The organism is Bradyrhizobium sp. CB1015 (genome assembly GCF_025200925.1).
In the GTDB taxonomy this organism is placed as follows: domain Bacteria; phylum Pseudomonadota; class Alphaproteobacteria; order Rhizobiales; family Xanthobacteraceae; genus Bradyrhizobium.
In genome coordinates this window covers 5,343,534-5,368,581 of sequence record NZ_CP104174.1, presented here as the reverse complement: position 1 = coordinate 5,368,581, position 25,048 = coordinate 5,343,534, and the positions used below count along the sequence as shown (strand labels likewise).

The window sequence follows — 25,048 nt, the reverse complement described above, 5'->3', positions numbered from 1 at the left end:
CGTGTCGTCGCGATTAACCCAGCGGCAACCTTAATGGAGTGTAATCGCCCCGGTTGAGGTAGAGTCGCAGCATTGCCCTGCGGGAGTGTTCGATGCGTTTAGCGTTCTGGCGTGCCGGCAAGGACAAGGCTGTGATCGCGCGGGCCGTCGCGAAGTCCAAAGGCGAAGCTGCGCCCAAGAGTGAAGCCAAGATCGAAAAGGTTGAAGCCAAGATCGAAGCGAAGCCTGCGCCCGTCATCGCGAAGCCGGCGCAGGTCGAAGCCGGCGACATCGATCTGCACGCGCTCGGTGCGGCCCTGGCGCGCAAGCGCGGCTGGGTCGTCGTGCCGACGGTGCTGGCGCTCGTCGCGTCGCTCGCCATCGTCAATCTCGTCACGCCGCGCTACAAGTCCGAAACCCGCATCCTGATCGACGGCCGCGAGAACGTGTTCCTGCGTCCGAACAGCGACCGCACCGAGGAGCGCCAGGCGCTCGATGCCGAGGCCGTCACCAGCCAGGTGCAGCTGGTGCTGTCGCGCGATCTCGCGCGCGAGATCATCAAGAAGAACAAGCTCGCCGAGCGCCCCGAATTCGATCCCGTCCTGCAGGGCATCTCGCCGCTGAAGTCGCTTGCGGCGCTCATCGGCATCGGCCGCGATCCGTTCGCGATGACGCCGGAAGAGCGCGTGCTCGATTCCTATTACGAGCGCCTTCAGGCCTATGCCGTCGACAAGTCGCGCGTGATCGTCGTCGAATTCCAGTCTGCCGATCCGGATCTCGCCGCACGCGTCGCCAACTCGATTGCCGACGGCTATCTCGTGCTGCAGCAGAGCGCGCGGCAGGAGCAAGCCAAGAACGCGAGCCAGTGGCTGGCCGGCGAGATCGAGAGTTTGCGCAAGAAGGTCTCGGACGCCGAAGCCAGGGTCGAGGACTTCCGTTCCAAGTCCAGCCTGTTCGTCGGCACCAACAACACCACGCTGTCGAACCAGCAGATGGGCGAGGTCAACACCCAGCTCAACAATGCGCGTTCGATGAAGGCGGATGCGGAATCCAAGGCACGGCTGATCAAGGAGATGCTGCAGAGCGGCAAGCCGATCGAGGCATCCGAGGTCGTGAACTCCGAATTGATGCGCCGGCTGTCGGAGCAGAGGGTGACGCTGCGGGCGCAGCTCGCCGAGCAATCCTCGACGCTGCTCGGCAATCATCCCCGGATCAAGGAGCTGAAGGCGCAGCTCGGCGACCTCGACAATCAGATTCGTGACGAAGCCGCCAAGATCTCGCGCTCGCTCGAGAACGATGCCCGAATCGCCAGCGGCCGGGTCGATGGCCTGACCGTGAGCCTCGAGCAGCTCAAGAAGCAGGCGGCCTCCACCAACGGCCAGGACGTCCAGCTCCGCGCGCTGGAGCGGGAGGCCAAGGCGCAGCGCGACCTGCTCGAGACGTATCTCGCCAAATACCGCGAGGCCAACACCCGCGAGACCATCGACACCGCGCCGACCGACGGCCGCATCATCTCGCGCGCCATCGTCTCGAACACGCCGGCCTATCCGAAGAAGCTGCCGATCGTGCTGATCGCGACGATCGCGACGCTGCTGCTCTCGTCCGGTGTCGTCGTCACCGGCGAGCTGCTGCGCCAGACCGCGCCGCGCGCGGCAATGAGCCCGGCGCAGGCGCCGGTGCGCGAGGAGCGGCTGGTCGTTCAGCGGGCCATCGAGCCCGCGGTCGACAGGGCCAGCGAACCAATGCTGGATACGGTGTTGGCGGAGCCTGCGCCGCTGCAGCCGGAGATGGCGGCCGACGTGGACATCGGCGAATTCGCCGAGATCGAACGTCTGGCCGACGATCTGCGTGCCGCGGGCGCCGCGGCCAAGAAGGTCACGGTGCTCGGCACGGCGCCCGGCGACGCCATCACGCTGTCGACGCTGACGCTGGCGCGGAACCTGGCGCGCGATGCCCGCGTCGTCGTGGTCGATCTCGCCGCGTCCTCGCCGACGATTGCCGCAGTCTCCGCCGATGCGCAGTCTCCGGGCCTTGCCGAGCTGATGCAGGGCGAGGCCTCGTTCGCGCAGATCATCACCCGGGACAAGCTGTCGCGGCTGCATCTGGTCATGGCCGGCCGTCCCGGCTTCGACCGCAGCCTGCTGCAATCGCCGCGCGTCGCGCTCGCGATCGATGCGCTGCTGCGGGCTTACGATCACGTGCTGATCGACGCCGGCAGCGCCTCCGATCTCCCGGCCGAGCTGTTGACGGCGCATGCCCGCGCCGTCGTGGTGCCCGATGCGTCGATGGCACCGGATGCGCGCACGCAGATGTGCGAGCAGCTGAGAGCCGTCGGCTTCAGCGCGGTGACGATGCTGAGCAAGCCGGTGCAGCCGACGGTGGAAGCCCCACGCGTCGTGGCGGCGTAGGCGCGGAAGTCGCTGCCGGGCATTCGTGAGACTGGGTGACATTGGTGCTGCCCATTACCCTGCCCTGGAGGGCAGGGCTATCGCATTTGAGAGCTTTTCCCGGCGGCCATCCTTCGAGACGCCCGCTTTGGGCGGGCTCCTCAGGATGAGGGCGGAGTGCGCGGCAGCAGTTTCAACGAGCACTGACGCTGATTAGCCTCATCCTGAGGAGGCGCGTCAGCGCCGTCTCGAAGGACGAGGCGTGCGCGCAGGCCGACGTCACAAGTCATATGCGATAGCCCTGCCCTGGAGGGGGAGGGTCGATCGCGCGCAGCGCGAGCGGGGTGGGTTGATCTCTCCACTCGGGCAGCGTTCGAGTTGGAGAGACTGTCACCCCACCCCGTCTCACATCTCGCTCCGCTCAATGTGAGCCGACCCTCCCCCTCCAGGTGAGGGTAAGAGCAGTTCGCTGGCGGAGAATACTTACCCGATCGCCTGCCGCAGCCGCCGGGCCATGTCGAACAGCATCTGGTTCTGCTTCACCAGCCGCTTGCCGTGGCTGAGCGAGGACATCGCCATCGCCGCGAGCTTGCCGCGCGAGGTCAGGGGGACGAAGCTGTCGAAGATCTCATCGTCGTCCTTGCAGAACATCCGCTTGTAATCGTCCGAACCGATGCCGAGGTCGAGCGAGCGGTAGCCGCGCTCGCCGTAGCGGTCGATGATGTAGCGCATCAGGATCAGGCCGGGGCTGTAGCGGGCGTGCTCGGACATCGTGTAAGTGTTAAACATCATCGAGAAGCGCTCGCCGTCGGCGACGCCGGCGAAGATCGCGATCACCTCTTCGTCGCATTCCAGCGCATGGATGTCGATGACATGACCTTCGCCGCGCGGCGCAAGGCAGGCGCTGCGGACGAATTGCTCGACGCCAGGTTCGGCGAAGACGTTCGGGAGCTTCTGCTCCGTCATCCGCGCCGGCTTGACGCGGAAGAACCAGTCGAGCAGGCGGCTGATGTCTGCGTCTGACGTCGCCAGGTGATAGCGATAGCCGGCGAGGGACTGAAGCTTCTTTTCCTTGCTCTTGAGCCGGCGGCGGAGGGAATTGCTGATCCGCGATGCCGGCGGGCCGCCCGGCTCCATCATCAGTCGGGGACAGCCGTTGATCGCGCGCTGCCGCGGCAGGGCTGCAAACGGGTTCTGCTGGTCGTGCCAGCGTTCGGGCTGCTGCGTCAGCGCGAGCACGTCGACGTGCTCACCGAGCGGCGCAAGCAGTGCATCGAGATCGGCGCTGGCGGCCTCTGCCGCGAACTCGGCGTCCCACAAGCCCATATTGAAGGTCGTGTGCTTGCCGCCCATGAAGCCGGCGGTGCGCATGCCGTGGCCCTGGCGCAGCGAGAGCGGCAGCAGCAGGAGCGGCCGGCGATCGGCGTCGCGGGCGATCACGATGAACGGCCGGGCACCTTCATGCTCGCCGACCAGGCGCTGCCACGGGCCGAGCAGGTCGAAGCGTTGGTAGGGCGTGAAGAGATGGCCGCCCGCCTCGAAACCGCGCCAGACCGCCTCGGCCTCGGCGAGATCGGTGACGATATCGACCCGCGCAATACGGCTCGCTTTCGACCGCGCTGGCGCTTCTGCCGTCCGGCTTTGCATCGCCGCAGCCATGGTCATTCGCGAAACCTGTCGAGAAATCGAAAATACGTATTTCGGCCTGTGGCCGACCTTTGCAAACAAAGGTCAACAAAGGGTAATGACACTGGCAGAGGGAACGGACCGCCGCGCGCGCGAAGGGTGGGATTTTGGCTTCCGACGACAGATGGCTGGAACGGCTGCGCCTCGAGCTGGCCTGGTTCACCGGCCAGGCCATGCTGCGCAGTCGCGGTGCCGGCGCCATTCTGCGCTTCCAGCACGTGCGGCCGCGGCGGCGCGGATTTCAGCCGCTGCGCGAGCACGAGGTCACGCCGCAATTCCTCGATCGCGCCATCCGCGCGCTGAAGCGGTGGAAGTACGATTTCCTCGGCATGGACGAAGTCTGCCGGCGCGCGGTGACGCTGCCGGAGAAGCGGCACTTCGTGGCGCTGACCTTCGATGGCGCTGCCAAGGATCTCATCACCTTCGCCTATCCGGTGCTGACGCGTCACGCTGTGCCCTTCACGATCTATGTGCCGACGGCCTTTCCCGACGGTGTCGGCGAGGCCTGGTGGCTCGGGCTGGAGCAGGTGATCGCGCGGGAGAGCCGCATCAGCCTGATGATGGGCGAGAAGGAACAGCGCTTCACCGTCGCCGACAAGGCCGGGAAGCAGGCGCTGTTCTCGTATCTGGAGAGCTGGTTGCGCTCGCTGCCGCCGGCGGATGTGTCGGCCGCGATCGCCGATCTCTGCACGCGCTACCGGATCGACCTCGCCGCGCTCTCGCGCGAGGCGTCGATGGATTGGGAAGACCTCGCCAGGCTCGCCGCCGATCCGCTCGTGACGATCGGCAGCGCAACGGTGAACTATCCGGTCCTGGCCAACATGAAGGACGCAGCCGCACTGCGCGAGATGACGATGGGCAAGGCCGTGGCGGAATCGGCGTTCCAGCGCGAGATCAGGCATTTCGCCTTGCCGTTCGGCGACCGCGCTTCGTTCCGGCGCAGCCACGTCGTGATGGCGGAGCAGGCGGGCTTCGCCAGCGCGGCCTCGTCGATCCCGGGCATCGTGGAGGCGGAGGGACGCACGAACTTGCGCGCGCTGCCGCGGATCTCCTGGGATGGGCGCGTGCGCTCGCTGCGGATGTTGCGCGTGCTGGTGTCGGGCGTCGCCTTTGCGCCGGTGAGGCCGACCGGGAGCGCTACGAGCCAGACTTGACGCGGTCGGGTCGCTGCATCCAGCTTACGATCGGCATTGCCGGCAGCACCCAGCCCATGCCGACCACGACGTAGTAGATCGCCTGCCGCCAGCCGGATTCCGCGATCCACGGCATCTGCGCCGCCGCCATGCCGAGCAGGGACCAGACGGTGGCCAGCATCAGGAGCAGGATGGCGCCGAGGAACTTGCGGGTGCGGATCGTCATGGCGGGGACTTGCGGCTTTCGCGTAACTTGCGCTGCGGGAGCGGGGGACTATAAGGGGCACGCAGTCCGGTTCAAGTCTCTTAGCCACAGGCTTGGTTTTGTCCTTGAAATGACGACCATTTCCGCACCATCCGAGCCGCATCGCGCCGTGCGCTGGTGGCTGATCTGCGTGGCCGCGCTGATCGCGCTGATGGTGCTGGTCGGCGGCGCGACACGGCTGACGGAATCGGGCCTGTCGATCGTCGAATGGAAACCGGTCACGGGCAGTGTTCCGCCGCTGTCGGAGGCGGCGTGGGCCGATGCGTTCGAGGCCTACAAGAAGATCCCGCAATATCGCGAACTCAACGCCGGCATGAGCCTGTCCGAGTTCAAGGAGATCTTCTGGTGGGAATGGAGCCACCGGCTGCTCGGCCGCTTCATCGGCGTCGCCTATCTCTTGCCGTTCCTGTTCTTCCTCTGGCGCGGCGGATTGTCGGGTGAGCTGAAGCGCAGGCTGTGGCTGCTGTTCGCGCTCGGCGGCGTCCAGGGGGCGGTCGGCTGGTGGATGGTGGCGTCGGGCCTCACGGAGCGGGTCGAGGTGTCGCAATATCGGCTGGCGACGCACCTGCTGCTCGCGCTCCTGATCTTCGCCGGCATCGTCTGGACGGTGCGGCGGCTCAAGGAGCGGCCGCAGATCACCGTGCCGGCAAGGTTGCGGTTCACCAGCGCACTGCTGCTCGTGGTGACCTTCGTGCAGATCTATTTCGGCGCACTGGTCGCGGGCCTGCGCGCCGGGCGGGCCTACAACACCTGGCCTGAGATCGACGGGGCGCTCATCCCCTCGGCGGAGCGGCTGTGGTTCGAGACGCCGTGGTGGCGCAACATGTTCGACAATGTGCTGACCGTGCAGTTCGAGCACCGCATGACTGCGTATGCGCTGTTCGTGCTGGCGCTGCTGCATGCGATCGACGCGGTGCGCTCGCGTGCAGGCGCGGCTGCCAGCGGCGCGTTGTGGCTGTTCGCGGCGGTGAGCGTGCAAGCCGTGCTCGGCATCCTCACGCTGCTCAACCAGGTGCCGATCGGTCTCGCGCTGACGCACCAGGCGGTTGCGATCGTGGTGTTGACGCTGGCAGTGATGCAGGTGGAGCGGCTGGCGTCACGGCAGTCTGCGCACGCGCAGCCGCGCGCGGTTCCGGTGGGTCAGCCCGGCTGATCACCATCAGCCCGGCTGATCAGCAATAGCCGTAGACGCCGCACGCATAGGGCAGGCGCCAGAAATAATCGACCTGCTTCCCGCCGTAATAGGCGCCTTGATAATCATAGCTCCAGGGGCGGCCGTAATAGCCGGGCAGGGTGTGCGAGCCCGGCAGCAGCGGCGTGCCCGGCAGGTTGCGGATGTAGCTGCCGATGCCATAGGCCGGCGAGATCAGCGCATCCGGATCGGTCTCGACATAGACCTGTGGCGGGTCCTGCGGCACGGCCGCGCGCCGCTTCGGCGTCGCCGGCAGATCGGCGGCAACGGCAGCTGAGACCGTCAGCATCGCCGCAAGGGCAGGTACCATCCAGCGCAGCATCGTCGGCTCCGAATCAAAGGGGCGATCCAAGCACGATGTATGGGGCAGATATGGTTAATGAGGGTTAACCGACGGCGGCCAAACGGCCGCCGTCGTTCCGGGGCGCTACGCCCCCAGCGCCTGTTCCAGATCCGCGATCAGGTCTTCCTTGTCCTCGATACCGATCGAGAGCCGGACCACGTCGGGGCCGGCGCCGGACTTGATCTTGGCGGCGTCGTCAAGCTGGCTGTGCGTGGTCGAGGCCGGATGGATCACCAGCGAGCGGGTGTCGCCGACATTGGCGAGGTGCGAGAACAGCTGCAGCTTCGACACCAGGCTGACGCCGGCGTCATAGCCACCCTTCAGGCTGAAGGTGAACACCGCGCCGGCGCCCCGCGGCGCGTATTTGCGCGCGAGCTGGTTGTACTTGTCGTTCGGCAGGCCGGCGTAGCTCACCGACGCCACCGCCGGATGTCCCGCGAGGTATTCGGCAATGGCCTTGGCATTGTCGCAGTGCTTCTGCATGCGCAGCGGCAGCGTCTCGATGCCGGTCAGGATCATGAAGGCGTTGAACGGCGACAGCGCCGGTCCGAGATCGCGCAGGCCGAGCACGCGGCAGGCGATCGCGAAGGCGAAATTGCCGAAGGTCTCCTGCAGGCGGATGCCGTGATATTCGGGGCGCGGCTCCGACAGCATCGGATATTTGCCCCCCGTGGACCAGTCGAAGGTGCCGGCATCGACGATGATGCCGCCGAGCGAGTTGCCGTGGCCGCCCAAAAACTTGGTCAGCGAGTGCACGACGATGTCGGCGCCGTGGTCGATCGGGCGGATCAAATAGGGCGAGGCCAGCGTGTTGTCGACGATCAGCGGCACGCCCGCCTTGCGTGCCACGGTCGAGATCGCCTCGATGTCGGTGATGCTGCCGGCGGGGTTGGCGATGGACTCGATGAAGATCGCCTTGGTGCGCGGCGTCACCGCGCGCTCGAAGCTTGCGATGTCGTCGGGATCGGCCCACACCACGTTCCAGCCGAAGCTCTTGAAGGCGTGCGTGAACTGGTTGATCGAGCCGCCATAGAGTTTTCGCGCGGCGATGAACTCGTCGCCGGGTTGCAGCAGCTGCTGCAGCACCACGACTTGCGCGGCATGGCCGGAAGCCACTGCGAGTGCGGCGGTGCCGCCTTCGAGCGCGGCGACGCGTTCTTCCAGCACCGCATTGGTGGGATTGCCGATGCGGGTATAGATGTTGCCGAACGCCTGCAGTCCGAACAGCGAAGCGGCGTGGTCGGCGTCGTTGAAGACGAAAGAGGTCGTTTGATAAATCGGAGTCGCGCGCGCGCCGGTGGTGGGGTCGGGCTGTGCACCGGCATGCACGGCAAGCGTTGAAAATCCCGGAAGGCGATCGCTCATTGAGGGCGTCCTGTTCTTGTGGCCTGAAAATCGCGCGGCATGCTGATCGGCGCGGTGTCCGACGTCAAGGCGCGGCTTCACATCGGAATGATCGTGCTACGCATTGTCGCGTTCGCGAAACGAAACCTTCGCGCTTGCGTCAGCTTTGCTCGCTCTTGTTTTTTGCAGCGCGATCCGATGCGGCGGTGTTGCCACCGCCGACACTCATCCGATTGAGGGATAGTCGCATGCCCTGCGTCGGCACCGGCGCGCGCTTGGAGCTGAGCGTGCGCGAATTCACGCCCATCCAGGAGATTTCGGACGACAGGCGGCCATATTCGATCTTCGGGCAACGGTTCATGACCACCTTGATACCGACTGATTCCGCTTTCGCCGCCGCGACGTCGTCGCGCGCGCCGAGCTGCATCCAGATCACCTTCGGCAACGGGTCGAGCGTGAGCGCCTCCTCGACCACGGGCATGATGTGGCTGGAGTTGCGAAAGATGTCGATCATGTCGACGGGACGGCCGATGTCCGACAGGGACGCGACGAACGGCTTGCCGAGCAGCTCCTTGCCGACATGGCCGGGATTGACCGGGATCATGTCGTAGCCGCGCTGCGCGAGGTATTTGAACGCGAAATAGCTCGGCCGCACATTGACCGGCGAGGCGCCGACCATCGCGATCGATTTCACGCTGTTGAGGATGCCGCGGATGTAATTGTCGGGATAGGCGTCGTGGTTCATGTGTCGTTCTTCTTACTCATCCCGCCATGTTGGCGCGCGCTTCTCGATGAAGGCGCCGATGCCTTCCTCGGCATCGCGCGCCATCATGTTCTTGGTCATCACCTCTGCGGCATAACGATAGGCATCCGCAAGGCTCATCTCGGCCTGGCGGTAGAACGCCTCCTTGCCGAGCTTGATCGTGTAGGCGGATTTCAACGCGACCTGTTGCGCGAGCTCGATCGCGGCGCCGAGTTCGGTGCCGGCAGGCACCACGCGGTTGACGAGCCCGATTTCGCGGGCGCGGTCGGCCGTGACAGGCTCGCCCGTCAGCAGCATCTCCATGGCCTGCTTGCGCGGCACGTTACGCGACAGCGCCACCATCGGCGTCGAGCAGAACAGGCCGATGTCGACACCGGGTGTGGCGAACTTCGCCGCCTCCGATGCGATCGCCAGATCGCAGCTTGCCACGAGCTGGCAGCCCGCCGCGGTGGCGATGCCTTGGACGGCAGCGACCACGGGCTTGGGCAGGCGCACGATCGCCTGCATCATGGCACTGCACGCCGTCATGATCTGCGCAAAATAAGCCCGGCCGCCATCCGGATCGGTGCGGCGCGCGGTCAGTTCCTTCAGGTCGTGGCCGGCGGAAAAAGCGGGGCCGTTGGCTGCGATAACGACCGCACGGATGTGCTTGTGCTCCGCGATCGCATTGAGGCTCGCATGCAGCTGTCCGATCATCGCCTCCGAAAGGCTGTTGCGCGCGGCTGGTCGGTTCAGCGTGAGCACGGCGACGCTGCCGACGATCTCGCGCAGCAGGATCGGCGGTTGCGGGGAGGGGGCGCGGGCGACCTGGACGGACATTGACGCGATTTCCGCTAAATGATTGCAATTGGATGACACCGATAACTTAATGTAACAGGGCAGGCGAAGCGAGGGTGGGGACGGCATGGCGTTAGCGAAAATGAGCGTGGCGGAGTTGGAGCAGTTCCTCCGTGACGAGTTTCCCCAGGCCTTCAGCGGTGACGACATCACGATCGAGAGCGCGGACGGCCAGACCAGCCTCTTGCGCCAGCGCTACAGCGAACGGATGCTGCGGCCGGGCGGAACCGTGTCCGGCCCGACGCTGATGGCGCTCGCGGATTTCGCGATGTACGTGGTGCTGCTGTCCGCGATCGGGCCGATCGGGCTCGCCGTCACCACCAATCTCAACATCAACTTCCTGCGCAAGGGCCAGCCCGGGCAGGATGTGCTGGCCGAGGCCCGGCTGCTCAAGCTCGGCAAGCGCCTTGCGGTCGGGGAGGTGAACCTCTTGTCGGGCACGTCAGCGGATCCGATCGCCCATGTCACCTCGACCTATTCCATTCCAAACGTTTGAGCTTTTTGCAGGTAATATCACACCTTATTTTTAAGCCATTGAATTTCCGTCGCTAATTTGCACTTTGAGGCATTGACCGTTGCGCCGCTCTTCTCTAGAAACCCGCGCAGTCCGGTGCGGTGTTCGCGCCGATATCTCCCGTCCACGGAAACTCCGACATGAAAACCTTTTCGGCAAAGCCGGCTGAGGTGACGAAGAAGTGGGTGCTGATCGACGCCAAGGGTCTGGTCGTCGGCCGTCTCGCCACCATCGTCGCCATGCGCCTGCGCGGCAAGCACCTCCCGACCTACACCCCGCACGTCGATTGCGGCGACAACGTCATCATCATCAATGCGCAGCATGCGGTCCTCACCGGTCGCAAGCGCGAGCAGAAGACCTACTACAAGCACACCGGCTATGTCGGCCACGTCAAGGAGCGCACCGCGCGCCAGATCCTCGAGGGCCGTCATCCCGAGCGCGTGCTCGAGAAGGCCGTCGAGCGCATGATCCCGCGTGGTCCGCTCGGTCGCGTCCAGATGGGCAACCTCCGCGTCTACGGCGGGGCTGATCATCCGCACGAGGCGCAGCAGCCCGAGAAGATCGACATCGCCAAGTTGAACCGCAAGAACACGAGGGCCGCATAACATGGCCGAATCCATTCAGTCGCTCGACCAGCTCTCGCAGCTCAAGACGGCTGCCGCGCCCGAGGCGCCCAAGCACGAGAAGAAGGTCGACAAGTACAACCGCGCCTATGCGACCGGCAAGCGCAAGGACGCGGTCGCCCGCGTCTGGATCAAGCCGGGCGCCGGCAAGGTCACCGTCAACTCGCGCGAGGTCGAGGTCTATTTCGCCCGTCCCGTGCTGCGCATGATGATCGAGCAGCCGTTCTCGGTGGCCCAGCGTTCGGGCCAGTACGACGTGATCTGCACCGTCGCCGGCGGCGGTCTGTCCGGCCAGGCCGGCGCGGTCCGTCACGGCATCTCCAAGGCGCTCACCTATTTCGAGCCGGAGCTGCGCTCCGTGCTCAAGAAGGGCGGCTTCCTCACCCGCGATTCGCGCGTGGTCGAGCGCAAGAAGTACGGCAAGGCCAAGGCCCGCCGCTCCTTCCAGTTCTCGAAGCGTTAATCGCTTCTGTCGCATTCGCCGCGAAAGCGGCTTCAATGAGATGCAAAAGGGCGCTGATTTCAGCGCCCTTTTTGTTGTTCGTTTGTACGCAAATTGATGGCGTGTTTCCCGAAAACTTAGGGACCGGCGAAAACCTGAATGGAACCCGCGAGACCTAGCGTCGCTTTCGGAAGGGCGCGCAAATCGGCTGGGCCGATCGCGTAACTGCTATTTTCTAAAGGGGGCCGACATGATGTCGCTCGATAGCATCACGCTCTATTTGGTCGCCACCATGGTCGCCGCATTGCTCGGCGCCATGATGGTGTTTTTCGGAAAGCAGGAGAACAGCCCGGCGCTGAAATGGTGGGGCACCGCCTATCTGCTCGGTGCCGCCTCCGTCGCGCTATGGACCGCGGCGGGCGACAGGCTGGGGCCGCACATTTATCTCGCACTGAACGCCGTCGGTTTCGTCGCCTGCGGCATGGTTTGGAACGCGGCGCGCGTCTTCCACGGCCGCAAGCCGAACTGGCCGGGGCTCGTGCTCGGCGCGCTCGCCTGGGTCGCCGCTGCGACGCTGCTCGATCCCGCGGCATCGATGCTGCGCATGCTCGTCGGTGCCGGCATCGTCTCGGTGTACGCGGCGCTGACTGCGAGCGAGCTCTGGACCGAACGGCGCAAGAGCGTGCAACGGCGCTGGCCGGCCCTCGTGATGCCGGTGATGCACGGCTGCGTGTTGATGCTGCCGATCCTGATCGGCAGCTTCCTGCGCCCGCATGATGCCGGCTTCTCCTCGAGCATCTGGGTCACCGTGTTCGCGGTCGAGCTCATACTCTATGCCGTCGGGACCGTGTTCGTGATCTTCATGCTGGTGTCGGAACGCACCGTCACCGCGCACCGGACTGCGGCATCGACCGATCCTTTGACCGGCATGCTCAACCGCCGCGGCTTCTCGGAGGCCTGTGCGCGCGTGATCGAGCGCGAGGCCAAGGCCGGGCGGCCGGTGACCGTGATGATCTTCGACATCGACCACTTCAAGTCGATCAACGACCGCTTCGGCCATCCCGCCGGCGACGAGATGCTGAAACTGTTCTCCACGGTCGTGGTCAGCAACCTGCGCATCTCCGATCTTTCGGGCCGCATCGGCGGCGAGGAGTTCGCCGCGCTGTTGCCGTGCGCGCTGGAGGAGGGCGTGCTGGTCGCCGAGCGGGTGCGCGAGGCGTTCGAGACCTCCGGCGTCGTGGTCGACGAAGGCCCGGTCGATACCACTGTCAGCATCGGCGTCGCCGGCGGTCCGGCCGGCACTGAGCTGGAGGTGCTGCTGGCCTCGGCCGACACCGCGCTCTACCAGGCCAAGCGCAGCGGCCGCAACCGCGTCGAGGCGGCCGAGGAGCTGCCACTGTCGCTGGAGAATTGGCGCCGCCAGAGCGCGGCGCGGATCGGCGCATCGCAGGCGCGTCCGGCCACCGCGTGAGAATGCAGGGCGGGCTTGCGGTAAATCTCTGTTTACCATTCGATCCCTGCCATCGTGGTCATGGAATCGATCCGTCGGCAGAATCCGCAAGCCGCCCTGATGTCGCTCGAAGCCGAAGCCGCCTCGGCCCGCGGCGTTTCGCCTGTCTGTTCTCGACCGCGGACGAATACGAAAGCGCGCTGATCACCGAGCGGCGCGCGCAAGGACGCTACACGCAGCACCGTAGCTACTGGCCGTTCGTGCTGTTCGCGGGTTGTGCGCTGATCGTGACCGGCACCGTTCTGCTGTTTGCCTGACGCACCCACAATTTGGCCGGGCAGGGCGCCGTTCCGGCGCCTTTTTCTTTGGAGCCGGCTACGCTAGACACGGGCATCGAACAAACAGGGTGGAAAGCCGATGATCACCGAGATCGCGCAAATCGACGTCAAGCCGGGCAGCGAGAAGGATTTTGAGGCGGCCGTCGCCAAGGCCAAGGCCGCTTTCGGCCGCTCCAAGGGCTTTCACGGCTTCGAGCTGCACAAGTCGATCGAGAAGCCGCAGCGTTACCGGCTGATGGTGAAATGGGCGACGCTGGAGAACCACACCGTGGACTTCCGCGGCTCGGAGAATTTCACGGAATGGCGCGGCCTGGTCGGCCAGTATTTTGCCGCGCCCCCCGAGGTCGAGCACACCGAGACCGTGCTGACCACGGCATGAGTGTCAGGCCGCCTCCGCCAGAGGCGGCGCCTCATACGTCTTGACATGGTCGATCATGACCTTGGCGATGGCGACCAGCGGAAGCGCCAGCGCGAGGCCCCAGATTCCGAACACGACGCCGAGCAGGATCTGGAACGCGAACAGCGTGGCCGGCGGGATGTCGAGCGCCTGCCGCTGCAGGATCGGCGTCAGCACGTAGCTTTCCATGGCGTGCACGCCCATGAAGAGCAGAAACGCCGACAAGGCCGGGATCCATCCCGAGGCGAGGCTCGCCAGCACCACGACGACGCCGGCGATGATGGCTCCGACGGTCGGGATGAAGGCGAGCAGGCCCGCCTGAATCCCTAAGATGAACGCCCCGGGAATGCCGATGACGGCAAGTCCGATCCAGGTCACTGCACCGACCGCGATCATGACGATGATTTGGGCGATCAGCCAGCGCTCCAGCGTCTCCGCTATACGGTCGATGACGAGGGCGACACGGGTACGGTGCCGCGCCGGTGCCAGGAACAGCAGGCCGTCATGATAGACGGCGGGCTGGGCGGCGAAGGCAAGGCCCAGGAACAGCACGATGAAGATGTTGCCTACGCCGTGAATGGTGCCGAGCAGCAGCTTGAGGGTCTGGCTCACGATCGCGCCGCCGCTGGAGGCGAGCGCGCCGGCGCTAGGCAGGGGAGCGCGCGAAGGCGTTGCCGGCGCGGGCGTCGCCTCCGAGGACGCGTTGGTCGCGGAGTCCGGCGCAGCGTTGCCGAGATCGAAGAAGCTGGTGTCGATGCCGTGGTTCTCGAGGAAGGACCTGACATTGGTGATCTGCGACTTGATGGTCTTGCTCAGCAGCGAGGCCTGTTCGGCAATGGTGGCACCGCCAAGATAGGCCACGCCCGCGAGCAGCAGAGCGAGCGTGACGCAGACGATTGCAAGCCGCATTGTGTGAGGCAGGTGGACCCGGCGACCGAGCGCATTGACCAGCGCGTTGAGGCCGAGCCCGAGCAGCATGCCGGTGAAGATCAGCAGCAGGGTGGTCGCAAAATACCAGGTGAAGGCGAGGAGTGCGGTGAACAGCACGACGCCGATGCCGCCGACTGCGATCGCCCAGGCCTGATCCCGCGCGAGGTCGGCACGGAAGCGGGGTCGTTCATCTGCGAAGGTCACATCGTATCCTGTCTTTGGTGGCTGCAATTGGGGCACTCTTTCGATAAACGCGCTTCCGATCAAGAGCGGCAACGCGCCCGTTTGACGCTGCCGCGCGAACGGTGCAGAGCGGTGAGGAAACAGACGTGAGGGGCGCTTGGGCACTATCAGCAAGTGGGCCGGTCTGCTCGGGCTTTTGGCTTTGCTCGTCGGTGGCGACCAGATCCGGATCAACCGGCCGGACCACAAATACCGCCTGACGGTCGAGGTGACGACGCCAGCCGGGATCAAGACCGGGTCGGGCATTCTGGCTGTCGTGCCCGATCGCAACTATAACCGCGCCGGCCGCACCACGATGCGCGGGGAGGCTGTGTTCGTCGATCTCGGCCAAGGCAAGAACATCGTGGTCTTGCTGGCCCATCGGCAGGGCGCCAAGCTCGACCTCGACGACATCAACTATGTGGCGCTCCGCGCCTATGGCGCCGCGCGCGGCAGCCAGGTGTCGTTCAAGGACATGAACCGGCAGACCGGCATTGTCCCGGTGCAAGGGGAGCTCATCCCCGTGCTCGTGAGCTTTGCCGATCTTAGGGATCCCAACACCGCGCGCCTTGTCGACAGCGACCATGCAGAGGCAATCCTGGGCGAGGGCCATGCGATCCGCGGCTTCTCCGCCGAGGTGGTGCCCAACGGGTTCTGGCCGATCGATTTCGGAGGCGCGCTCGGGGAGCCCGTGACGCGCGGAATCGAGGGCAAGCTTCCCTGGCTGGCCGCGCCGGGCGAGACAGCGGCAATTGCGCTGAAGGCCGCCGGTCTGCCCGTGGCGGCCGGGATGGAAGCCCGGGAGGCATTTGCGCGAAAATAGCATTGCCGTCCCGCGATCCCTTCTGTTGAATTTGTTCCATCGGGGGGGCATGTTTGCAGAATCTTCTTATCGGGAGGCGCGGAACGACAGATGAGAAAGCCGGTCGTCGGCGTGATCGGGAATTCCTATCGCGTCGAAAATCGATTTCAGGTCCAGATGGTTGGCGAGCGAAACCTGCGCGCCGTGGCCGAAGTCTCCGGCGGCTTGCCGCTGATGTTCGCGGGCTCGCCCGACATCACCGATATCCCGGCGCTGCTCGATACCGTGGACGGCATCATCCTGACCGGGGCTAGGGCCAACGTTCACCCGACCCGCTTCAACGTCGATCCCTGCGAGAAGCACGAGCCCTACGACATCCACCGCGACGAGGTCGCGCTGGCCCTTTCGGTCGCCTGTGTCGCCCGCGGCATTCCGCTGTTCGGCATCTGCCGCGGCCTGCAGGAGATGAACGTCGCCTTCGGCGGCTCGCTGCATCCCGAGATCCGCGAGATCCCCGGCCGCATGAACCATCGCATGCCCAGGCTCGAGAACGGCGAGATCCATCCCGATCCGACCGTGGTGTTCGCCGACCGTCACGACGTCGACCTGACCCCCGGCGGCGCCTTCGCGACGATACTCGGTTGCGAAAAGATCCGGGTCAATTCGCTGCACGGACAGGGCATCCTCGATCCCGGCAAGCGCGTGCTGATCGAAGGCATCGCCGAGGACGGCACCATCGAGGCGATCCGCATCGCGGAAGCCCCGAGCTTTGCCCTTGGTGTGCAATGGCACGCGGAGTACGACCCGCAGCACAATCCGATCAACCGGAAGCTGTTCGAGGCCTTCGGCGAGGCGCTGGTGCGACGGCAGAAGGCGGCGGCGTAGGCGGCAAACGCTGCGAGGCGTCTCGGGTGTAGTCTCGCTATCGCAGCAAGCGAGAGCTGAGCCGCGACCGCTGGTTTTCCGGGGAATGCCTCTTTCGAGTTGTGCTGGATTCTCCACGCGCGCTAACCTCCGGTTCGTTTTTCGAAACCGGATTGCGTTGCGATGAAGCTGAGCGTCACAGTGACAACGGCGAGGTCGCTCTCCGGTGATGGCGTGAAGATCGCCTCGGACAATGCGACACTGGTGAAATGGGCGCCCGTGGTGACTGAGATTGGCGTCAGCTTTCCGGACAAGTGACAACGCCGCGCGATGCGCATTCCAAATCTGGGGCCAGATAAACCAATCGGTAGGAATTGCTCCGATGAGATTTTTGCGGCTCTGATTTGTTCTTTGAGAACGAACTGGAGTCAGATGGAGAACGAACGCAGACGGCCCCGCGGTGCAAGGTCTATTCCTCGGCGTTGAATCGTCGATGCGCTCAGGCAGCGTCTAGCCTCAGCCCGCTGTGCCCAGCGAAGCGCCGCGCCCAGCTGTGTGCATCGGCCATGCCACCGGCGCCTCACACCGCCCGCTCCATCCGTCGCGCACGATAGGCTTGCGGTGACATCAGTGTCAGCTTGCGGAAAGCCTTTGCGAAAGCTGCTCTCATCCTCATAGCCGGCAGCGCGCGCAATGGTCTTGATCGCCTGCGTCGCCGATTCCAGCAGCGTGCGCGCGTGCTCGACACGGCGACGCATGATGAAGGATTGCGGCGGCTCGTGCGTGAGCTCTTGGAATTTTCGGCTCAGCGTACGTTCGCTGAGGCCGAGCGCGTCGGCAATCCTGCATGGGCATTCCCATTGCGTTGCACAATCGCAACGTTGATCTCCACGCGCAGCATTGAGGTTCATGAGAAGAGTACCATATGCTCTGCAAGGGAGCCCTTGCCGTGCAGACCATGAAGGCGGCCCTCGTTGCGGCGATCACCGTCGTGGCTTTGATCTGCTGCCTCCTTCCCAGCTCAGCGGAGGAGAGCGGACGTGTAGCCCTCGTTGTTTCGATCGACGGGGCGATTGGCCCGGCGTCAGCCAGCTACGTGCGGGAGGCTTTGGCCACGGCGAGCGAACGGCGCGCCGAGGTCGTGCTTCTGAGGATGAACACGCCCGGCGGCCTCAATTCCAGCATGCGCGAGATCATCGCGGATGTGCTCGCCTCGCCCATCCCTGTCATTGGCTACGTCGCTCCCTCCGGCGCCCACGCGGCGAGTGCGGGGACCTATATCCTTTATGCGACCCACATCGCGGCGATGGCACCAGGCACCAACATCGGTGCGGCGACGCCGGTCCAGATTGGCGGGCCGCTTCCGGGCCTGCCGAGCGGCACACCCGACAAGGATGGCAAAGACAAGAAGGATGGGCCGAAGGACGCGATGACGGCGAAGGCCACGAACGATGCCGTCGCCTTCATCCGAAGCCTCGCCGAGCTGCGCAACCGCAATGTGGACTGGGCAGAGAAGGCGGTCCGCGAGGCTGCAACACTCTCTGCCAACGGCGCGCTGGAGGCACATGCCATTGATCTCGTCGCGCGCGATCAGGCTGAATTGCTGCGGCAGGCTGATGGCCGTGTGGTGGAGCTCGCAGGCGGCAGGACGCAACGCCTCGCAACAAAGGACGCCGTTGTCGAAGCCATCGAGCCCGGACGGGTATCCCGGTTCCTGGCGGTCATCACCGACCCGAACGTGGCGTTCATTCTCCTGATGGTCGGCATCTACGGCCTGCTCTTCGAGTTCATGTCTCCCGGAGCCGTCGCCCCGGGAGTCGTCGGCGCGATCTGCCTGCTGATCGGCCTCTATGCGCTCAATTTGCTGCCGATCAACTATGCCGGCCTCGCCCTGATGCTGGTGGGACTCGTGCTTCTCACGGTCGAAGCCTTCAACCCGACCGTGGTGGTCGGCTTCGGCGGGATCATCGCTTTCGTGCTCGGAGCAATGATGCTTTTCAGGAGCGAGGCGCCTGGGTACCAATTGTCGTGGTGGGTGATCGGCACGACTGCGGTCGTGTTCAGCGGCTTTGCTCTGATCGTGCTTGGTTCGCTTCGGCGCGTCCGCAAAGCTCCTGCGCTGGTCGGCGCACAGGCCATGCGCGGCTTGCCCGCCGAGGTTCTCGACTGGAACGGGAACGAAGGTCATGTCTTCGCCCATGGTGAGCGCTGGCAGGCGCGGGGCGCCGAAACCTTCAAGCCCGGAGAGACGGTGGAGGTCGCCAATGTCGTCGACCTGACGCTGCTGATACGCCGCACACCCGCCCGGACAGGCGAGGGAGGTACATCATGATGCTGGAATATCTGACGTATGCGGCGCTTGCGCTGCTTGTCATCGTGTTTCTATCCCAGGCTATTCGAATCCTGCGCGAATACGAGCGCGGCGTCGTCTTCACGCTCGGCCGCTTTACCGGTGTGAAGGGCCCGGGCCTCATCCTCCTCATCCCGATCGTGCAGCAACTCGTCAAGGTCGATCTGCGGGTGATGGTGCAGGTAGTGCCGCCGCAGGACGTGATTTCGCGGGACAACGTCTCCGTCAAGGTCAACGCCGTCCTGTACTTCCGCATCGTCGACCCCGAGCGCGCCATCATCAAGGTCGGCGACTACATGGCGGCGACCAGCCAGCTCGCCCAGACCACGCTGCGTTCGGTGCTCGGCAAGCATGAGCTCGACGAGATGCTTGCCGAGCGCGACAGGTTGAACGCCGATATCCAGGAGATACTCGACAAGCAGACTGACGTCTGGGGCATCAAGGTCACCGGCATAGAGATCAAGGACGTCGATATCAACGAAACCATGGTTCGCGCGATCGCCAAACAGGCTGAGGCGGAGCGCTTGCGGCGGGCCAAGGTGATCAATGCGATGGGCGAGCAGCAGGCCGCCGAAAAGCTCGTCGAAGCCGGCCGGATCCTGGCGCAGGAGCCTCAGGCAATGCAGCTGCGTTACTTCGCGGCTCTGCACGACATCGCCGGCGAGCGCTCGTCGACCGTGGTGTTTCCGCTTCCCACCGGCCTGCTCGACCATTTGATGCCACGACCTAACAACCCGTAACAGAAAGCGGCGAGGTGCTGATCGCGAGCGGTGTCACGGCTCCGGCCGAGCTGCAGCGGGCGTTCACGGCGACGTGGTAGCGGTCGAGACTCCTCAAACGAAAAGGCGCCTCCTTTCCGGAAGCGCCTTTTGCCTATCTCGTCCTGTGCGGGCCGATCAGCCCGAATAGTACATGTCGAACTCGACCGGGTGCGGGGTCATCTCGAAGCGCTCGACCTCGGTCATCTTCAGCTCGATATAGGCATCGATGAAGTCGTCGTCGAACACGCCGCCGGCCTTGAGGAAGCCGCGGTCCTTGTCGAGGTTTTCGAGCGCCTCGCGAAGCGAGCCGCACACGGTCGGGATCTGCTTCAGCTCTTCCTTCGGCAAATCGTAGAGGTCCTTGTCCATCGCCGGACCCGGATCGATCTTGTTCTTGATACCGTCGAGGCCGGCCATCAGCATCGCGGCGAAGCCGAGATAGGGATTGGCGAGCGGATCGGGGAAGCGCACCTCGACGCGCTTGGCCTTCGGCGAAGCGGTGTAGGGGATGCGGCAGGAGGCCGAGCGGTTGCGCGCGGAATAGGCGAGCAGCACGGGGGCCTCATAGCCCGGGACCAGACGCTTGTAGGAGTTGGTCGACGGGTTGGTGAAGGCGTTGATCGCCTTGGCATGCTTGATGATGCCGCCGATATAGTGGAGGCAGGTCTCCGACAGGTCGGCGTACTTGTTGCCGGCGAACACCGGCTTGCCGTCCTTCCAGATCGACTGGTGCACGTGCATGCCCGAGCCGTTGTCGCCGTAGACCGGCTTCGGCATGAAGGTGGCGGTCTTGCCGTAGATGTGCGCGACCTGGTGGATGCAGTACTTGTAGATCTGGATGTGGTCGGCCATCAGCGTCAGCGTGTCGAACTTCATGCCGAGCTCGTGCTGGGCGGAAGCGACCTCGTGGTGATGCTTCTCGACCTTGACGCCCATCTTGGCCATGGCGCCCAGCATCTCCGAGCGCATGTCCTGCACGGAGTCCTGCGGCGGAACCGGGAAATAGCCGCCCTTGGTTCGGACGCGGTGGCCGAGATTGCCGCCTTCATATTCGGTGTCGGAGTTGGTCGGCAGCTCCGAGGAGTCGAGGCGGAAACCGGTGTTGTAGGGGGTGGAGGAGAAGCGCACGTCGTCGAACACGAAGAACTCGGCCTCGGGGCCGACGAACACGCTGTCGCCCACGCCCATCGACTTCACCATGGCTTCCGCCTTCTTGGCGATGCCGCGGGGGTCGCGATTGTAGGGCTCGCCGGTGGTCGGCTCGAGCACGTCGCAGGTGATGACCATGGTGGTCTCGGCGAAGAACGGGTCGATCGTCGCGGTCACCGGATCGGGCATCAGGCACATGTCGGACTCGTTGATCGCCTTCCAGCCGGCGATCGAGGAGCCGTCGAACATCGTCCCTTCGGCGAAGATGTCTTCATCGATCATGCTGACGTCGAACGTGACGTGCTGCCACTTGCCGCGCGGATCGGTGAAGCGCAGGTCGACGTACTTCACGTCGTTGTCCTTGATCGATTTCAGGACGTCTTTGGCGGTCTTCATGCATACCCCTTATGGCTCTGCGGGTCGGTTTCCAGGTGAGCAAGATTGTTCTCGCTTTTGGCGAGTTCGCGCGCGACCGCACAAACGAAATCAGGCCGCCGAAGCAGCCTTATTTCTTGTCGGAGTGTCGCAAAATGCGGGATAGCACCCGGCTCAGATAGCGTCCAGCCCGGATTCGCCAGTTCGGATGCGGATCGCCTCTTCGATGTTTGAGACGAAAATCTTGCCGTCGCCGATGCGGCCGGTCTGCGCGGCGCGGCGGATCGCGTCGATGGCGCGCTCGACCAGATCGTCGCCGATCACGATCTCGATTTTGACCTTCGGCAGGAAGTCGACGATGTATTCTGCGCCGCGGTAAAGTTCGGCATGACCCTTCTGCCGGCCAAAGCCCTTGGCCTCGGTGACGGTGATGCCCTGGAGACCGACTTCCTGAAGCGCTTCCTTCACCTCGTCGAGCTTGAATGGCTTGATGATGGCTTCGATTTTCTTCACTGCGCGACTCCCGGCCTTTCGATCCAATAGCAACGTCTTCGTCAGACGCGCATTTCTCAACGCACGATCTTGTCTTCTCTATGCCGGGATCCCTGACCAGTCCGGCACCAACGGCCGGCCACACCCTAAAGATGCCAGTGAGCACGACGAACCGAAGCGGCTTCCTCGAAAGCAGGGTCTATGCCAAGTTGCAAATGCCCTGATTATCGGAGCGTTATCAGCCTTTTAATGAGCTCTCTGAGTGATGGTGCCGACCTGCACAAAATACCGAAGGCTACCAAATAGGCAAACGGTTCAATATGTGTGCAGATCGACGTTCCCGCCGCCGGATCGGCGCCAAGGATGCCTGTTCAAGAGGCGTTTGTACTAGGAAGTGGCATGGAAGTTCTGACCAACGCCGAAATGCAGCGCGCCGACCAGCTCGCCATCGCGGCCGGCACGCCCGGTTTCAAGCTGATGCTCAGCGCCGGCCAGGCGGTCGCCGAGGCCGCCCAGGGCTTGGTGGAGGAGGGGCCGATCCTGATCGTGGCCGGCCCCGGCAATAATGGCGGGGACGGTTTCGTCGCCGCCGCCGAGCTCGCCGCGCAGGGGCGCGAGGTCTCGGTGATCCTGATGTGCGAGCGCGACCAGCTCCAGGGCGATGCCGCCTCCGCCGCGCGCGGCTGGAAGCACCCGGTGCTGCCGTTCAACCCGCAGGCGATCGGCAGACCGGCGCTGATCATCGACGCGCTGTTCGGCGCCGGCCTCAGCCGTTCCATCGAGGGCGAGGCGCGCGCCATGATCGAGGCGATCAACGCCAACGGTGCCCCGGTGCTGGCGGTCGATTTGCCGAGCGGCATCAACGGCACCAGCGCGGCAGTCATGGGGGCGGCGGTGAATGCCACCGAGACCATCACCTTCTTCCGCAAGAAGCCGGCGCATCTGCTGCTGCCCGGGCGCATGCATTGCGGCCGCGTGCGCGTCGCCGACATCGGCATCGATGCGCAGGTGCTGGACGAGATCGCGCCGCACACGTTCGAAAACGATCCCGATGTCTGGGGCGCGGCGTTCCCGGTCCCGCGCATCGACGGCCACAAATACGCGCGAGGGCACGTGCTGGCGGTCTCCGGCGATGCGGCCGCGACCGGCGCGGCGCGGCTCGCCGCGCGCGGCGCGTTACGGGCCGGCGCCGGGCTGGTGACGCTCGCGACACCGCGCGATGCGCTCGCGATCAATGCGAGCGCGCTCGCCGCGGTGATGGTTCGCCCCGTCGACAGCGCGATCGAGTTCGGCGAACTGCTCGGCGACAAGCGCTATAACACCTGCATCATCGGCCCCGGTGCTGGCGTCGGCGAACGCACCTGCGACATGGTCCACACAGCGCTGAACGCGCAGCGGCATCTGGTGCTCGATGCGGATGCGCTGACCAGCTTTGCCGCAATCCCCGAGCGCCTGTTCGAGTCGATCAAGTCCTCGCAGGACAATGCGGTGGTGCTGACCCCGCACGAAGGCGAGTTTCCGCGCCTGTTCTCCGACCTCAGCAACAAGCATCCCGGCCGCTCCAAGCTCGAGCGCGTCCGCGCCGCCGCCGAGCGCTCCGGCGCCGTCGTGCTGCTGAAGGGCCCGGACACCACAATCGCCGCCCCCGATGGCCGCGCCACCATCGCCGCCAACGCACCACCCTGGCTCGCCACGGCCGGCGCCGGCGACGTCCTGTCCGGGATCATCGCCGGGCTCCTGGCGCAGGGCGTGCCGGCGTTCGAGGCCGCCAGCATCGGCGTCTGGATGCATGGCGAGGCGGCAAGCGAGGCCGGGCCGGGCCTCATCGCGGAGGATCTGACCGAGACTCTGCCGGCCGTGCACCGGCGGATCTATGATGCGCTGGGGATGGAGTACTGAAGCTGTTCGCTAAGGCGGGTAGGATGGGTAGAGCGCAGCGAAACCCATCATCTCAAACCTCCGCGCGGGAACGATGGGTCTCGCTGCGCTCTACCCATCCTACAAAACTTCACTCCACCCCATACCAGCGCACCAGGCGCGGCGCGGCCCAGTCGGTCACGACGGATTCGATCAGCCAGCGTCCGGGTGAGGTTGCGGCGAATGCGATGCGCTGGGTCTGGCCGGGCTCGATGGCGAGCGTGTCGAGCCAATAGGGCTTCCAGCCGTCGTCGAGCTTGTCGAGCAAACGGAACGGGTGGCCGTGCAGGTGAAACACGGTCGTAGCGGGCGCGGGGTTCTGCAGGGCCAGCACCACCGTGCGGCCGGTCTTGGCGCGGAAGGCGGGGGCGGAGGCGGTGGAGAAGGTCGCGGGCCGTGCCCAGCCGGAATCGGCAGCGCCGAGCGCGACATCGAACCGCAGGGCGCCTCTCAGATCGAGCTTTTCGGGGAGATCGTTCGACGGGAGGGGCTGCGGCTCGAAGAGCGGCACACGTCGCTCCAATTGGCCTGATATCTTGAGGCTGCCCACCGGGCGCGCCTCCTTGCCGTCATGCAGCAGGAATGCGGCCGATCTGGCCGCATCCACGAAGGCGTCGGCCCGCGCACCCGGGGCCAGCACCAACGCGCCGTTGCGCGCGGGGAACGGCTCGGCCGGCTGACCGTCCAAAGCCATCACGCGAACCTCGTGGCTCTCCAATTTGATCGCCAGAACAGTGCGTTGGGAGCCATTGATGAAGCGCAGCCGCAGCCGCTCATTGCCCAAGGCTGAGAGTTCGAATGAAGTCTGGCCATTGATCGTGTAGAGCGGCGTCGTGTCTTTCGGGTCCTGGCCCGGAGGGACTGCAGTGCCATCCGGCCGCAGCCGCCATTCCTCGATCACCAGGACCTCGTCACGGTCGACAGCAACGTGGCTGAGCTCCGTCGCAATGATCGGGAGCGGGCGCGCGGGCTGCTTCAGGCTGCCCTCGAAGAGGCGGAAGTCCGCCAGCAGGGTTCCCGCGCTTGCTATTGAAATATTTGATATTTCTGTCGTAGCCGGCGCCGCCGGCGCTCGCCCCCGGAGGGGATCGGAAGCGGCCGGGCCGTGGAGGCCGTACCAGACCGGCGCAAGCGGCACAGGCAGGTCGTTCCGGAACACCACCTCGCAGCGGTCAAAGCGCTTGAGACGGACGTCCCTGAGATGGCTTACGGCGGCAAGCTCCCAGATCGGTGTAGCCGGCTGACCCGATTTCAGGGCCAGCGTTGCCGGCCTGGCCTGCAGCGCGAGCTGAGCCGTCACGGACGGGCCCGCGCCGCCCACGATCAGCCCGGCGGCCGAGGCTCCGAGGCCTGCCAAAACCTCGCGCCGATGTGGGGCAAAGATCCGCGTTGTCATGGCACGATCCGGACCACGCCGTGCTGGATAAGTCCAGCCATCGTGCCTATTTGAAGCTTGCCTCCATCAGGCCATTTTTTTGCTGCGAACAGTCAGG

The 25,048-nt window shown here is 65.1% G+C and carries 25 protein-coding genes and 1 pseudogene; 15 read left to right on the top strand and 11 right to left on the bottom strand.

All coding sequences use genetic code 11. The annotated features are described in order from the left end of the window. Nucleotides 1–92: 92 nt before the first annotated feature. Nucleotides 93–2,387: an exopolysaccharide transport family protein gene (locus N2604_RS24990; protein ID WP_260370818.1), complete on the top strand. Its 2,295-nt coding sequence runs from the start codon at nucleotides 93–95 to the stop codon at nucleotides 2,385–2,387. Nucleotides 2,388–2,849: 462 nt separating this feature from the next. On the opposite strand, the gene N2604_RS24985 is transcribed toward N2604_RS24990, so the two are convergent. Further along, on the bottom strand, nucleotides 2,850–4,031 hold the full coding sequence (locus N2604_RS24985) for a GNAT family N-acetyltransferase (protein ID WP_260370817.1): 1,182 nt from the start codon (nucleotides 4,029–4,031) through the stop codon (nucleotides 2,850–2,852). 128 nt (nucleotides 4,032–4,159) lie between these two features. On the opposite strand from N2604_RS24985, the gene N2604_RS24980 reads away from it, so the two are divergent. Then, complete coding sequence (locus tag N2604_RS24980; protein WP_260370816.1) at nucleotides 4,160–5,206, top strand: polysaccharide deacetylase family protein; 1,047 nt, start codon at nucleotides 4,160–4,162, stop codon at nucleotides 5,204–5,206. On the opposite strand, the gene N2604_RS24975 is transcribed toward N2604_RS24980, so the two are convergent. Beyond that, entirely contained in the window at nucleotides 5,190–5,411 is a 222-nt protein-coding gene (locus tag N2604_RS24975) for a DUF2842 domain-containing protein (protein WP_260370815.1), read from the bottom strand. The two genes, N2604_RS24980 and N2604_RS24975, sit on opposite strands and share 17 nt — an antisense overlap. Before the next feature lie 109 nt (nucleotides 5,412–5,520). On the opposite strand from N2604_RS24975, the gene N2604_RS24970 reads away from it, so the two are divergent. Then, complete coding sequence (locus tag N2604_RS24970; RefSeq protein WP_260370814.1) at nucleotides 5,521–6,603, top strand: COX15/CtaA family protein; 1,083 nt, start codon at nucleotides 5,521–5,523, stop codon at nucleotides 6,601–6,603. Nucleotides 6,604–6,622: 19 nt separating this feature from the next. Here N2604_RS24970 and N2604_RS24965 read toward each other — a convergent pair whose 3' ends face one another. The 4 genes from N2604_RS24965 to N2604_RS24950 all read right to left on the bottom strand — a co-directional run bounded on the left by N2604_RS24965 (nucleotide 6,623) and on the right by N2604_RS24950 (nucleotide 9,911). Then, a complete protein-coding gene (locus tag N2604_RS24965; RefSeq protein WP_260370813.1) occupies nucleotides 6,623–6,964 on the bottom strand; it encodes a hypothetical protein in 342 nt (113 codons plus the stop codon). Nucleotides 6,965–7,069: 105 nt separating this feature from the next. Next, a complete protein-coding gene (locus tag N2604_RS24960) occupies nucleotides 7,070–8,350 on the bottom strand; it encodes an O-acetylhomoserine aminocarboxypropyltransferase (RefSeq protein WP_260370812.1) in 1,281 nt (426 codons plus the stop codon). Between the two features lie 139 nt (nucleotides 8,351–8,489). Beyond that, nucleotides 8,490–9,074 carry a CoA-binding protein gene (locus N2604_RS24955; protein ID WP_260370811.1) on the bottom strand — a complete coding sequence of 195 codons (585 nt, stop codon included), beginning with the start codon at nucleotides 9,072–9,074 and terminating at the stop codon, nucleotides 8,490–8,492. 12 nt (nucleotides 9,075–9,086) lie between these two features. Then, nucleotides 9,087–9,911 (bottom strand): enoyl-CoA hydratase, encoded by an 825-nt coding sequence (locus N2604_RS24950; protein WP_260370810.1) that lies wholly within the window; start codon nucleotides 9,909–9,911, stop codon nucleotides 9,087–9,089. Nucleotides 9,912–9,996: 85 nt separating this feature from the next. Here N2604_RS24950 and N2604_RS24945 point away from each other — a divergent pair, with 85 nt between their 5' ends. The 6 genes and pseudogenes from N2604_RS24945 to N2604_RS24920 all read left to right on the top strand — a co-directional run bounded on the left by N2604_RS24945 (nucleotide 9,997) and on the right by N2604_RS24920 (nucleotide 13,675). Next, nucleotides 9,997–10,425, top strand: coding sequence for a PaaI family thioesterase (locus tag N2604_RS24945; protein WP_260370809.1), 429 nt, complete (start codon nucleotides 9,997–9,999; stop codon nucleotides 10,423–10,425). A 158-nt stretch (nucleotides 10,426–10,583) separates the two neighbouring features. Next, nucleotides 10,584–11,048 (top strand): 50S ribosomal protein L13, encoded by a 465-nt coding sequence (gene rplM / locus N2604_RS24940; protein WP_018642440.1) that lies wholly within the window; start codon nucleotides 10,584–10,586, stop codon nucleotides 11,046–11,048. Nucleotide 11,049: 1 nt separating this feature from the next. Next, the gene (gene rpsI, locus N2604_RS24935; protein ID WP_260370808.1) at nucleotides 11,050–11,529 is read left to right on the top strand and encodes a 30S ribosomal protein S9; all 480 of its coding nucleotides are present in this window, start codon (nucleotides 11,050–11,052) and stop codon (nucleotides 11,527–11,529) included. 229 nt (nucleotides 11,530–11,758) lie between these two features. After that, nucleotides 11,759–12,979: a diguanylate cyclase gene (locus tag N2604_RS24930; RefSeq protein WP_260370807.1), complete on the top strand. Its 1,221-nt coding sequence runs from the start codon at nucleotides 11,759–11,761 to the stop codon at nucleotides 12,977–12,979. Nucleotides 12,980–13,039: 60 nt separating this feature from the next. Continuing rightward, a pseudogene (locus tag N2604_RS24925) lies at nucleotides 13,040–13,275 on the top strand (hypothetical protein). Nucleotides 13,276–13,375: 100 nt separating this feature from the next. Beyond that, the gene (locus tag N2604_RS24920; protein ID WP_260370806.1) at nucleotides 13,376–13,675 is read left to right on the top strand and encodes an antibiotic biosynthesis monooxygenase; all 300 of its coding nucleotides are present in this window, start codon (nucleotides 13,376–13,378) and stop codon (nucleotides 13,673–13,675) included. A gap of 3 nt (nucleotides 13,676–13,678) precedes the next feature. Here the strand turns inward: N2604_RS24920 and N2604_RS24915 are convergent, their stop codons facing one another. Beyond that, nucleotides 13,679–14,827, bottom strand: coding sequence for an AI-2E family transporter (locus N2604_RS24915; protein ID WP_260370805.1), 1,149 nt, complete (start codon nucleotides 14,825–14,827; stop codon nucleotides 13,679–13,681). A gap of 136 nt (nucleotides 14,828–14,963) precedes the next feature. Here N2604_RS24915 and N2604_RS24910 point away from each other — a divergent pair, with 136 nt between their 5' ends. The 3 genes from N2604_RS24910 (at nucleotide 14,964) to N2604_RS24900 (ending at nucleotide 16,829) form a co-directional block, all read left to right on the top strand. Continuing rightward, nucleotides 14,964–15,668, top strand: coding sequence for a hypothetical protein (locus N2604_RS24910; RefSeq protein ID WP_260370804.1), 705 nt, complete (start codon nucleotides 14,964–14,966; stop codon nucleotides 15,666–15,668). Between the two features lie 90 nt (nucleotides 15,669–15,758). Further along, a complete protein-coding gene (locus tag N2604_RS24905) occupies nucleotides 15,759–16,532 on the top strand; it encodes a gamma-glutamyl-gamma-aminobutyrate hydrolase family protein (protein ID WP_260370803.1) in 774 nt (257 codons plus the stop codon). Between the two features lie 162 nt (nucleotides 16,533–16,694). Beyond that, a complete protein-coding gene (locus N2604_RS24900; RefSeq protein WP_260376430.1) occupies nucleotides 16,695–16,829 on the top strand; it encodes a hypothetical protein in 135 nt (44 codons plus the stop codon). A 110-nt stretch (nucleotides 16,830–16,939) separates the two neighbouring features. Here N2604_RS24900 and N2604_RS24895 read toward each other — a convergent pair whose 3' ends face one another. Continuing rightward, the gene (locus N2604_RS24895; RefSeq protein ID WP_260370802.1) at nucleotides 16,940–17,422 is read right to left on the bottom strand and encodes a helix-turn-helix transcriptional regulator; all 483 of its coding nucleotides are present in this window, start codon (nucleotides 17,420–17,422) and stop codon (nucleotides 16,940–16,942) included. Nucleotides 17,423–17,460: 38 nt separating this feature from the next. Between N2604_RS24895 and N2604_RS24890 the strand changes: the two genes are divergently transcribed. Together N2604_RS24890 and N2604_RS24885 are read left to right on the top strand one after the other, a co-directional pair. Continuing rightward, nucleotides 17,461–18,843 (top strand): nodulation protein NfeD, encoded by a 1,383-nt coding sequence (locus tag N2604_RS24890; protein WP_260370801.1) that lies wholly within the window; start codon nucleotides 17,461–17,463, stop codon nucleotides 18,841–18,843. Further along, nucleotides 18,840–19,601: a slipin family protein gene (locus N2604_RS24885; RefSeq protein WP_124158033.1), complete on the top strand. Its 762-nt coding sequence runs from the start codon at nucleotides 18,840–18,842 to the stop codon at nucleotides 19,599–19,601. The genes N2604_RS24890 and N2604_RS24885 overlap by 4 nt, the downstream gene beginning before the upstream one ends. 156 nt (nucleotides 19,602–19,757) lie before the next feature. On the opposite strand, the gene glnA is transcribed toward N2604_RS24885, so the two are convergent. Both glnA and N2604_RS24875 read right to left on the bottom strand, forming a co-directional pair. Further along, nucleotides 19,758–21,167 carry a type I glutamate--ammonia ligase gene (gene glnA / locus N2604_RS24880; RefSeq protein WP_260370800.1) on the bottom strand — a complete coding sequence of 470 codons (1,410 nt, stop codon included), beginning with the start codon at nucleotides 21,165–21,167 and terminating at the stop codon, nucleotides 19,758–19,760. 153 nt (nucleotides 21,168–21,320) lie between these two features. After that, the gene (locus tag N2604_RS24875) at nucleotides 21,321–21,659 is read right to left on the bottom strand and encodes a P-II family nitrogen regulator (protein ID WP_007603495.1); all 339 of its coding nucleotides are present in this window, start codon (nucleotides 21,657–21,659) and stop codon (nucleotides 21,321–21,323) included. A gap of 378 nt (nucleotides 21,660–22,037) precedes the next feature. On the opposite strand from N2604_RS24875, the gene N2604_RS24870 reads away from it, so the two are divergent. Further along, a complete protein-coding gene (locus tag N2604_RS24870; protein ID WP_260370799.1) occupies nucleotides 22,038–23,537 on the top strand; it encodes an NAD(P)H-hydrate dehydratase in 1,500 nt (499 codons plus the stop codon). Nucleotides 23,538–23,646: 109 nt separating this feature from the next. On the opposite strand, the gene N2604_RS24865 is transcribed toward N2604_RS24870, so the two are convergent. Then, nucleotides 23,647–24,951 (bottom strand): multicopper oxidase domain-containing protein, encoded by a 1,305-nt coding sequence (locus tag N2604_RS24865; protein ID WP_260370798.1) that lies wholly within the window; start codon nucleotides 24,949–24,951, stop codon nucleotides 23,647–23,649. Between the last annotated feature and the right edge of the window lie 97 nt (nucleotides 24,952–25,048).